Annotated in this window: 9 protein-coding genes; 4 read left to right on the forward strand and 5 right to left on the reverse strand. The window is 67.4% G+C overall.

Going from position 1 to position 10,914, the window contains the following annotated elements; genetic code table 11:
• Nucleotide 1: 1 nt before the first annotated feature.
• Entirely contained in the window at nt 2–2,407 is a 2,406-nt protein-coding gene (locus L3N39_RS13265; protein ID WP_237257880.1) for a phosphoketolase family protein, read from the reverse strand.
• Between the two features lie 129 nt (nt 2,408–2,536).
• On the opposite strand from L3N39_RS13265, the gene L3N39_RS13270 reads away from it, so the two are divergent.
• The gene (locus L3N39_RS13270) at nt 2,537–3,952 is read left to right on the forward strand and encodes an MBL fold metallo-hydrolase RNA specificity domain-containing protein (RefSeq protein WP_237257882.1); all 1,416 of its coding nucleotides are present in this window, start codon (nt 2,537–2,539) and stop codon (nt 3,950–3,952) included.
• 75 nt (nt 3,953–4,027) lie between these two features.
• Nucleotides 4,028–5,119: an LOG family protein gene (locus L3N39_RS13275; protein WP_237257883.1), complete on the forward strand. Its 1,092-nt coding sequence runs from the start codon at nt 4,028–4,030 to the stop codon at nt 5,117–5,119.
• Between the two features lie 144 nt (nt 5,120–5,263).
• Here L3N39_RS13275 and recX read toward each other — a convergent pair whose 3' ends face one another.
• The 3 genes from recX to L3N39_RS13290 form a co-directional block, all read right to left on the reverse strand.
• Nucleotides 5,264–5,725, reverse strand: a complete 462-nt coding sequence (gene recX / locus L3N39_RS13280; RefSeq protein ID WP_237257885.1) for a recombination regulator RecX — start codon at nt 5,723–5,725, stop codon at nt 5,264–5,266.
• 7 nt (nt 5,726–5,732) lie between these two features.
• The gene (gene recA / locus L3N39_RS13285; protein ID WP_237257887.1) at nt 5,733–6,785 is read right to left on the reverse strand and encodes a recombinase RecA; all 1,053 of its coding nucleotides are present in this window, start codon (nt 6,783–6,785) and stop codon (nt 5,733–5,735) included.
• A gap of 85 nt (nt 6,786–6,870) precedes the next feature.
• Nucleotides 6,871–7,368, reverse strand: a complete 498-nt coding sequence (locus tag L3N39_RS13290; RefSeq protein ID WP_237257889.1) for a CinA family protein — start codon at nt 7,366–7,368, stop codon at nt 6,871–6,873.
• A 236-nt stretch (nt 7,369–7,604) separates the two neighbouring features.
• Here L3N39_RS13290 and mutS point away from each other — a divergent pair, with 236 nt between their 5' ends.
• A complete protein-coding gene (mutS, locus tag L3N39_RS13295) occupies nt 7,605–10,184 on the forward strand; it encodes a DNA mismatch repair protein MutS (RefSeq protein WP_237257890.1) in 2,580 nt (859 codons plus the stop codon).
• A 139-nt stretch (nt 10,185–10,323) separates the two neighbouring features.
• A complete protein-coding gene (gene fdxA, locus L3N39_RS13300; protein WP_003285709.1) occupies nt 10,324–10,647 on the forward strand; it encodes a ferredoxin FdxA in 324 nt (107 codons plus the stop codon).
• A gap of 51 nt (nt 10,648–10,698) precedes the next feature.
• Here fdxA and L3N39_RS13305 read toward each other — a convergent pair whose 3' ends face one another.
• Nucleotides 10,699–10,890, reverse strand: a complete 192-nt coding sequence (locus tag L3N39_RS13305; protein WP_237257892.1) for a CsbD family protein — start codon at nt 10,888–10,890, stop codon at nt 10,699–10,701.
• Nucleotides 10,891–10,914 lie beyond the last annotated feature (24 nt).

The raw sequence follows: 10,914 nt of genomic DNA on the forward strand, positions 1-10,914 counted from the left end.
CTCAGCGCAGCACCTGCGGATCACCCTTGCCGGCCAGCGCGGCGGCCTCGTCGCGGGTCAGCAGCGCAGTACGCGGCACGTTGCGCAGGCGTGCGCAGGCGGCCAGCACGTTGGCCCAGCAGGCACGATTGGCGAACTGCATGCCGAACTCGTCCAGCGTGCCGCCGCGGTTGCGGTAGCCGAGCACCGAGCTGCGGCGGGCATCCGGCAGGATCGGCCAGAGATGGCCGCGCGCGACCTCCGGGCGCATGTGCGTGAGCATGACGCGCATCTCCATCTCATCGGGGAACAGCCGCTCGGCGACCTGCTCGTCGGCATGCGCCTCGACCTCCCAACGATCGCGCGGCGCGCGGAAGCGCCCCGGTTCCTGCAGGTAGACCAGCCGATAGGCACAGCCGGCCTCTTGCAGCCGCTTGGCCGCCCGCAGCGTCTCGCCCAGCTGGTAGCTGCCATTGGCGATCAGCAGGATCGCTTCCTCGCCGGCGAACTCGTCGACCACGATGGCGCCGTCGCGGGCCAGCTGCTCGGCCTGGCCGGCGTCGAAATAGCAGGGCTGCTCGCGCTTGGGCACGACCATGCAGGCCAGCGTGCCGCGGCTCTGGTAGATGCCCGGCAGCAGCGCCAGGGTGCTGTTGTGGTCGGCCGGGAAGACCACCCGGACCATGTCGCTCATCTCGCCCAGCAGCGCCTCGCAGAAGGTGGTGTCCTGGTGCGATTGCTGGTTCTTGCCATTTTCCCAGGTATGCGAGGTGGCGATCAGCGGCCAGCCGAGCCAGCCTGCCGGACGGCCGACCTCCTTTTGCTGGCGGGCGAAGATCAGCGTCTGGCGCACCGCACCGAGCATCTTCACGCAGAACGCCTCGTAGCTGGCGACCAGGTTCAGGCCGCCCTGGTTGGCCAGGCAGGCCGAGACTACCGCTTCCTCGTTCAACGCCGTGATGATGTTGCCATCCACCGCCTCCAGCTCGCTTTCCGCCTCGGTCACGCGATGCCGCAGCGCCTTGAGCACGCCGCCCAGGCGGTTGCTGGCCAGCTCGTCGGGGTTGCCGACGCGCGGGCGCAGCTGCGGATTGGCCGCGGTCAGCTCGACGAAGAAGCGATCCACCGCGGCCATCGGCGAGCAGGCGTCGTCACGGTAGGCCAGTGGCGGGATGTCCGGTGCCGCAGGCTGACGCACGGCCAGCGGGTTGTCCCGCTCCAGCGGGCGGCCCTGGCGATGCCGGGCGAGCAGTTCCAGCGCGGCCTCAAGTTCTGGCTGCGCCACGAACAGGGCCGCGGCATGCTGGTTGAACAGTTCGCGCGAGGCCTCGTCCTCGCTTGGGCAGGCCGGTAGCGGCAGGTTGTGCGCCGCGTTGCTGCCGGCGCCATGGAAACCGAAGCCTTTCACCGTCTGCGCGATGGCGTAGGGGATCGGCAGCGGGTACTGCAGGATGCCGCGCCGCTTCTCGTCGACGCGATGGCCCAGGCGCATCTCCATGTCCCACAGCGTGGCGACGAAGGCCGCCGGATCGCGGCCGTCGAACAGCATCGGGTCGAAGCCGCAGTGGGTCAGGTGCTGGCGGAAGCCCTCCAGCCCCTCGCGGGTGCCGAGCTGGGTCCGCTGCTCGATGCGCCGCCCGTTGGCGATCATCACCGGCAGCGCCGCGCCGCAGTCCTCGGCACGCCACCAGCGCGGGATCCAGTCGCTGCCCCGTTGCTCCTCGGCGGCGCCATCGGACAGGAAGGCCACCAGCGTCTCGCCGGGAAGCGGCATGTGCGCGTACTTCAGCTCGGCGAAGCCGAGATAGCCACCTTCGACGATGCCACCGGCGGTGTGCGGGCCGACATGGCTGCCCAGCGGCGCCAGCGGGCTGCCATCGCTGGCCAGCCGGTAGCCGTAGAAGTCCTGCAGCAGACGATTGAGCCCCGCCTCGCCACCGCCGTAGGCCTGGGCCTGCTCGGGATGCAGGTTGCCGACCAGCACGTTGAGCGCGTCGACCGCCGCCACGCAATGCCCCTGCCCCATTAGCCACCCGCGGGTCTGGCCGGTCAGCGCGTTCAGGCCGAGATAGCCGGCATAGGCCGGCACCATATTCAGCGCGCCGCCGGTATGGCCCTGCGGGACGGCCTTGAAATCCTCGGCCGCAAGCGGCGAACCATCCAGCCGCACGCGACTGGCATAGGTCATGTGCACCACCAGCCAGAGCCCGGCACAGGCGATCCGGTCGATCGCCTGGAGCAGCCGATAGACCGCCGCCAGATCGGGCTGGTGGCCGGCCTGTACCAACTGGTGGGCCAGACGGAATACCGCCGCCTGGGTCTCCAGCTCATGCTCGAACGGCCCGAAGCCGCGGCGCCACTGGGCGAATTCCGGCTGTGCCTGGGCGTGTTGATCCAGTTCCGCAAGGCTGGGCAATAGCTGGCTCATGGGTCACTCCGTCACGTGGGGTTGTGCGCTAGTCTAGCCAGTACAGGCAGGATGCTCGCTGACGTGTATCAAGGCCGTTCCGGCCGGGGACGGGCATGCTGGCCACCCCTCACAGAACAGGACGCAATCATGGCTCTGCTCAGCTTTCTCGGTGCGATACAGGAAGTCACCGGCTCGTGCTACCTGATTGAGACACACGCCGGCGCGAAGGTTCTGCTCGAATGCGGCATGCACCAGGGGCGACGCAAGGACAAGGGCGAAGACGACAACCGCAAGCCGTTCGCCTTCGACCCGAGCGGCATCGACGCGGTGGTGCTGTCGCACGCCCATATCGACCACTCCGGGCTGCTGCCGCGCCTGGTCGCCGAGGGCTTCCGCGGGCGCGTGCACTGCACCGAAGCGACCGCCGAACTGCTGGAACTGATGCTGCTCGACGCCGCCCAGCTGCAGGAAAAGGACGCCGAGTGGGAGAACCGCTGGCGCGCCCGCATCGGCAAGCCGCTGGTACAGCCGCTCTATACCCGCGAAGACGCCGAACGCATGCTCGGCAGACGCGAGCCGCACGGCTACGACGAAACGTTCGAGGTCGCTGCCGGGGTGAGCGCGACCTTCCATGACGCCGGCCACATCCTCGGCTCGGCCATCGTCCAGCTCGATGTCGACGACCTCGACCAGAAGCGCAAGCTGGTGTTCTCCGGCGACCTGGGCAACATGTGCTCGCCGCTGATGTTCCCGCCCAAGGTGCTCAGCGAGGCCGATGTGGTGCTGATGGAATCGACCTACGGCGACCGCGACCACCGCAGCCACGCCGCGACCCTCGACGAGCTGGCGGACATCCTGCAACAGGCCCATCGCGATGGCGGCAACGTGCTGATGCCCTCCTTCGCCGTCGGCCGCACCCAGGATTTGATCTACTACCTGGGCAAGTTCTACCGCGAAGGGCGACTGCCGCAGCAGGCGGTCTTCCTCGACAGCCCCATGGCCATCAGCGCCAACGCCATCTATTCCCACTTCAAGGACCAACTGGACATCAACGGCATTGCCGGCGCGCTGGGGGTCGACAGCGCCGGGCGTTACGCCGAGCGCTGGCTGCCGATCCTGCGGGCCACGCCGACGCCGGAGGAATCGATGGCCATCAACCGCGTCAAGAGCGGCGCGATCATCATCGCCGGCAGCGGCATGTGCAACGGCGGGCGCATCCTGCATCACTTCAAGCACAACCTCTGGCGCAGCGAATGCCACCTGGTGATCCCCGGCTTCCAGGCCAACGGCACGCTGGGACGGGTCATCGTCGACGGCGCCACCAACGTCAGGCTTCTGCACCAGCGCATCGCGGTCAACGCCCAGGTGCACACGCTGGGCGGCTTCTCGGCCCATGCGGGGCAATCGCAACTGATCGACTGGGTGAGCCATTTCGAGAAGCGCCCCGAGCTGTACCTGGTGCACGGCGAACTGGACAAGATGCAGGCGCTGCAGCAGGCGCTGCGCCAGCGCCTGAACTGGGAGGCGCGCATTCCGGAACCCGGCGAGCGAATCGCCCTCTGAATCAGACCGCGGCAGGCGCACCCGGCGGCGGAGGTGCACTGCCCGAACGGTTCACGGCCCGACATGGAGAAACAGATGCCCTTCGACCCGGATGACTACCTGGCGCGACATTTCAAGACCGGCGGCGCCGACCTGGCGAGCAGGATCGACGAGCTCGTCGCACTGGTCGTCGCCGACACCAGCCCCAATCTCGCGCTGTACCGCGAGATGCTGGTCACGGTGATGCGCATGGCCCAGGCCGACCGCAGCCGCTGGGACGCCAAGATCATGCTGCAGACCATGCGCGAGATGGAGCATGCCTTCAGCCGGCTGGACCAGTTCAAGCGGCGACGCAAGGTCACGGTGTTCGGCTCGGCGCGCACGCCGGCCGAACATCCGCTGTACGGGCTGGCCCGCGAACTCGGCGCACGGCTGGCCCGCTGCGACATGATGGTCATCACCGGCGCCGGTGGCGGCATCATGGCTGCCGCCCACGAAGGCGCCGGGCGCGACAACAGCCTGGGCCTGAACATCACCCTGCCGTTCGAGCAGCGCGCCAACGCGACGGTGGACGGCACCGACAACCTGCTGTCGTTCCACTTCTTCTTCGTACGCAAGCTGTTCTTCGTCAAGGAGGCCGATGCCCTGGTGCTCTGCCCCGGCGGTTTCGGCACCCTGGATGAGGCACTCGAGGTCCTCACCCTGGTACAGACCGGCAAGAGCCCGCTGGTCCCCATCGTCCTGCTGGACATGCCGGGAGGCAGTTACTGGCGCGATGCCTTGCAGTTCATGCGCAACCAGTTGGAGGGCAATCGCTACATCCTGCCCAGCGACCTGCGCCTGGTACGCCTGGTCGACAGTGCGGAACAAGCGACCCACGAGATCACCCGCTTCTACAGCAACTTCCACTCCAGCCGCTGGCTGCAGGATCGCTTCGTGATCCGCATGAACCACGGGCTGAGCGGCGAGGCGCTGGAGCATCTCAACGAAACCTACGCCGACCTCTGCCTCAGCGGGGCCTTCGAACAGCAGCCGTGCTGCTCGATGGAACTGGACGAGCCGGAGCTGCAGCGCCTGCCGCGATTGAGCTTCGTCTTCAATGGCCGCGACTACGGCCGCCTGCGCGAGCTGATCGACTTCGTCAACGACACCGGAAGCTGGGCACCGGCGCTACCGTCCGAGGATTGAGGGGCACCCGCACCATGCGGATTGGCTCAGCGGATTCCCTGCCCGCTGGCCGAGAATGGCCCCAGGCAGTCGAACGGCGAAAGACCACCGCGACAGCATGGCGATGGGGCTATGCGGCGAGACCCGCCGCCCCGACGCCGCGGTTCAGTCGAGCCGGCCGCGCTGCAGCAGGCGCCCGACCTGCTCCATGGGGTAACCTCGGTAGACGAGAAAGCGCATCTGTCGCGCCCGTTCGCGAGGATCGCCCGGCAGCTCGCCGAAACGGCGCTGCCAAAGTTGCTGCAACTGCTCGTTCCAGTCGTAGCCGCTGGCCTGCAACGCTGCCTCGATCTCGGCCCGCGGCAAGCCTCGCTGCGCCAGTTCCTCGCGGATGCGCAGCGGGCCGTAACCACTGCCGGCTCGCCCGCGAATGAAGCTCTCGATGTAGCGCGACTCGGACAGCAGCCCCTCTTCGGCCAGGCGGTCGAGGGCCGCCTCGATCATCTCAACGTCTGCACCGCGCTGGCGCAGCTTGCGAGCCAGCTCGATGCGGCCATGCTCGCGTCGGGCCAGCAGGTCCATGGCGGCCCGCCGCACCGCGGCGGGACTGTCCAGGATGACGGGCATGGTCAACTCAGAAGTCGGCGTCGACCAGATCGTCTTCGGTTACCGCGCCAGCAGCGGCCTTGTTGCCGGCAGCAACCACCAGCAGCTTTTCGCGAATCTGCCGCTCGATCTCTTCGCCGACCGCCGGATTGTCTTCCAGGTACTTGGCAGCGTTGGCCTTGCCCTGGCCGATCTTGTTGCCCTGGTAGCTGTACCAGGCACCGGACTTCTCGACGAGGCCCTGCTGCACGCCAAGGTCGATGACCTCGCCGCTGCGGTAGATACCCTTACCGTAGAGGATCTGGAACTCGGCCTGGCGGAACGGCGGGGCCACCTTGTTCTTCACCACCTTGACGCGCGTTTCGCTGCCGACCACTTCGTCGCCTTCCTTGACCGCGCCGGTACGGCGGATGTCCAGGCGCACCGAGGCGTAGAACTTCAGCGCGTTACCGCCGGTGGTGGTCTCGGGACTGCCGAACATCACGCCGATCTTCATGCGGATCTGGTTGATGAAGATGACCAGGCAGTTGGCGTTCTTGATATTGCCGGTGATCTTGCGCAGCGCCTGGGACATCAGGCGGGCCTGCAGGCCGACGTGGGAGTCGCCCATCTCGCCTTCGATCTCGGCCTTGGGCACCAGGGCCGCCACCGAGTCGACGATGATCACGTCCACCGCGTTGGAGCGCACCAGCATGTCGGTGATTTCCAGTGCCTGCTCGCCGGTATCCGGCTGCGAAACCAGCAGGTCCTCGACGTTCACCCCCAGCTTGGCGGCATAGTCGGGATCCAGCGCATGCTCGGCGTCGACGAAGGCGCAGGTGGCGCCCTTCTTCTGCGCCTCGGCGATGACGGAGAGGGTCAGCGTGGTCTTGCCCGACGATTCCGGGCCGTAGATCTCGACGATACGCCCCTTGGGCAGGCCGCCGATGCCCAGCGCGATGTCGAGGCCGAGCGAGCCGGTCGAAATAGCCGGAATGGCCTGGCGGTCATGATCGCCCATGCGCATGACCGCGCCCTTGCCGAACTGCTTTTCGATCTGGCCAAGCGCCGCAGCCAAGGCACGCTTCTTGTTCTCGTCCATTCAAATCCTCGCTTGATCAAGAGGGCCAAAGGCCACGAACAACTGTATAAGTAGACAGTATTAGAGCATAGGCATTTTTACTCGCCTAGCCCTGCGGGGTATTTTCTCCGACGACCAGCGCGATCAGCCCCTGCAGCGCAGCGATCACCGTCTGGGTACGCACGGCCTGGCGATCGCCGGCGAACAGGAAGCGCCGGCTGGACAGCTGCGCGCCGTCGGCCCAGGCGATCCAGACAGTGCCGACCGGCTTGTGCGGCGAGCCGCCACCGGGCCCGGCCACGCCGCTGACCGCCACCGCATAACGCGCGCCGCTGTGCCGACGGGCACCGGCAGCCATGGCCCGGACCACCTCGTCGCTCACCGCACCGACGCTGTCGAACAGCGCCTCGGGCACCCCCAACTGACGCGTCTTCTGTGCGTTCGAGTAGGTGATGTAGCCCGCCTCGAACCAGGCGGAGCTGCCGGCGATCCGCGTGATCGCCTCGGCGACGCCGCCGCCGGTACAGGATTCGGCCGTGGTGACCTGTTCGCCCCGGCAGGCCAGGGCCTGGCCGAGGCGCTCGGCCAGTTGCGTGATGTCCATGGGTCGCTCTCCGCCTTTGCAGGGGCCATACCCTACCGCAGGATGCCCGCCGAATCAGGCACCGACATCACCGATCATCGTCTGGGGTGGTCTTCGCTACGCAGCAGGGCACGACCACGGCCGGCGCCGCACCGTGCTAACCTCTGCGGCTTTGCGTGCGCCGTCCATCATCGGGCGGCCACTGCACTGCCGCACCATGCGGACCACCGAATTGACCGCGCAAGCCGAAGCCACCGATGACCAAGCCGAACACTGATCTCTCCGCCCACACCCCGATGATGCAGCAGTACTGGAAGCTCAAGCGCGAGCATCCGGACCAGCTGATGTTCTACCGCATGGGCGACTTCTACGAGCTGTTCTACGAGGACGCGCAGAAGGCGGCCAAGCTGCTGGACATCACGCTCACTGCGCGTGGCCAGTCGGCCGGCAAGTCGATTCCCATGGCCGGCATTCCCTTCCATTCCGCCGAGGGCTACCTGGCGCGGCTGGTCAAGCTCGGCGAGTCGGTGGTGATCTGCGAGCAGATCGGCGACCCGGCGACCAGCAAGGGCCCGGTGGAGCGCAAGGTGGTGCGCATCATCACGCCCGGTACGGTGAGCGACGAGGCGCTGCTCGATGAGCGCCGCGACAACCTGCTGGCCGCGGTGCTGGGCGATGAGCGGTTGTTCGGCCTGGCGGTGCTGGACATCGCCAGCGGCCGTTTCAGCGTGCAGGAGCTCGGCGGCTGGGAGAACCTGCTGGCCGAACTGGAGCGCCTGAGCCCGGCCGAGCTGCTGATCCCCGACGACTGGCCGCAGGGCCTGCCGGTGGAGAAACGCCGCGGCGTGCGCCGCCGCGCGCCCTGGGATTTCGATCGCGATTCGGCGTTCAAGAGCCTCTGCCAGCAGTTCGCTACCCAGGACCTCAAGGGCTTCGGCTGCGAGAAGCTGAGCCTGGCCATCGGCGCGGCCGGCTGCCTGCTCGCCTACGCCAAGGAAACCCAGCGCACCACCCTGCCGCATCTGCGCAGCCTGCGCCACGAGCGCCTCGACGAGACGGTCATCCTCGACGGCGCCAGCCGGCGCAACCTGGAGCTGGACACCAACCTCGCAGGCGGCCGCGACAACACCCTGCAGTCGGTCATCGACCGCTGCCAGACCGCCATGGGCTCGCGCCTGTTGACCCGCTGGCTGAACCGCCCGCTGCGCGACCGCGAAATCCTCGAAGCACGCCAGGACTCGATCACCTGCCTGCTCGAGCACTACCGCTTCGAGCAGCTGCAACCGCAGCTCAAGGACATCGGCGACCTGGAGCGCATCCTCGCCCGCATCGGCCTGCGCAACGCCCGCCCGCGCGACCTGGCGCGGCTGCGCGATGCCCTCGCCGCGCTGCCGCAGCTGCAGGAGGCCATGCAGGACCTGGTCGCACCGCATCTCAACGCGCTGGCGGCGAGCATCCGCACCTATCCGCAGCTGGCCGAGCTGCTGGCACGCGCGATCATCGACAACCCGCCGGCGGTGATCCGCGACGGCGGCGTGCTGAAGACCGGCTACGACGCCGAGCTCGACGAACTGCTGTCGATCAGCGAGAACGCCGGCCAGTACCTGATGGACCTGGAGCTGCGCGAGCGCGAGCGCACCGGCCTGGCCAACCTCAAGGTCGGCTACAACCGCGTGCACGGCTACTTTATCGAGCTGCCGAGCAAGCAGGCCGAGTCGGCGCCGGCCGACTACATCCGCCGGCAGACGCTCAAGGGTGCCGAACGCTTCATCACCCCCGAGCTCAAGGAGTTCGAGGACAAGGCGCTGTCGGCCAAGAGCCGCGCCCTGGCTCGCGAGAAGGCGCTCTACGAGCAGCTCATCGAGCTGCTCATCGAGCACCTGGCGCCACTGCAGGAAAGCGCCGCGGCCCTGGCCGAGCTGGACGTGCTGGCCAACCTCGCCGAGCGCGCGCTGACCCTGGACCTGAACCGCCCCCGCTTCGTCGAACAGCCCTGCCTGAAGATCGAGCAGGGCCGCCACCCGGTAGTCGAGCAGGTGCTGGAAACGCCCTTCGTCGCCAACGACCTCGACCTGGACGATGCCACCCGCATGCTGGTGATCACCGGGCCGAACATGGGCGGAAAGTCCACCTACATGCGCCAGACCGCGCTGATCGTGCTGCTGGCGCAGATCGGCAGCTTCGTCCCGGCGGCGGCCTGCGAGCTGTCGCTGGTGGACCGCATCTTCACCCGCATCGGCTCCTCGGACGACCTCGCCGGTGGACGCTCCACCTTCATGGTCGAGATGAGCGAGACGGCCAACATCCTGCACAACGCCACCGACAAGAGCCTGGTACTGATGGACGAGGTCGGCCGCGGCACCAGCACCTTCGACGGCCTGTCGCTGGCCTGGGCGGCGGCCGAGCAACTGGCCGCGCTGCGCGCCTTCACCCTGTTCGCCACCCACTATTTCGAGCTGACCGTGCTGCCGGAAAGCGAGCCGGTGGTCGCCAACGTGCATCTCTCGGCCACCGAGCACAACGAACGCATCGTCTTCCTCCACCACGTGCTGCCGGGGCCGGCAAGCCAGAGCTACGGCCTGGCGGTGGCGCAACTGGCCGGCGTGCCGGGGCCGGTGATCCATCGCGCCCGCGAGCACCTGGCGCGCCTGGAGGTCACCAGCCTGCCGCACGAGGCACCGCGGCCCGGGCCGGGACAATCGGTCGCACCCCAGCAGCCGGACCTGTTCGCCAGCCTGCCACACCCCGTGATCGACGAGCTTGGGCGGCTGGATCCCGACGATCTGAGCCCCCGTCAGGCGCTCGATTTGTTATATGCGTGGAAGACTCGGATATAACCGCCACGCCTGGGAGCTGCTAGAATCCCGCGCGCTTTTGTTTGGAGCTTGCCCGGTTGCCTGAGCCGCGGCGGTCCCTGTTTCGAGCGGGAGCCTGGCATAGACCAGCCCAGCCGTCGCCTGAGGAGAGAGATACGACATGACCTTCGTCGTCACCGACAACTGCATCAAATGCAAATACACCGATTGCGTGGAAGTCTGCCCGGTGGACTGCTTCTACGAAGGCCCCAACTTCCTGGTCATCCACCCGGACGAGTGCATCGACTGCGCGCTCTGCGAGCCGGAGTGCCCTGCCCAGGCGATCTTCTCCGAGGACGAGGTGCCGGAAGACCAGCAGGAATTCATCGAGCTGAACGCCGACCTGGCGGAAGTCTGGCCGAACATCACCGAGAAGAAGGATGCGCTGGCCGACGCCGAGGAATGGGATGGCGTGAAGGACAAGCTGCAGTACCTGGAGCGCTGATCTCCAGCCGAAAAAAAGCCCGCGCGATGCGGGCTTTTTTGTGCGCCTCGATCAGGCCCGGTCGATGCCCTTCTTGAGCGTGTCCTTGACGTCGCCCTTGACCTGCTGGGCGTCGCCCTTGATCTCCTGGTTCTCGCCTTCACGGCGCAGGCGCTCGTTGCCGGTCGCGCCGCCGACGCCCTGCTTGATCTTGCCCATGGCTTCGTTGGCGTTGCCCTTCATCTTGTCTTCGGTGCTGCTCATGCGAAGTTCCTCCACTGGTCAATG

It is taken from the genome of Pseudomonas oligotrophica, assembly GCF_021726475.1.
In the GTDB taxonomy this organism is placed as follows: Bacteria; Pseudomonadota; Gammaproteobacteria; order Pseudomonadales; family Pseudomonadaceae; genus Stutzerimonas; species Stutzerimonas oligotrophica.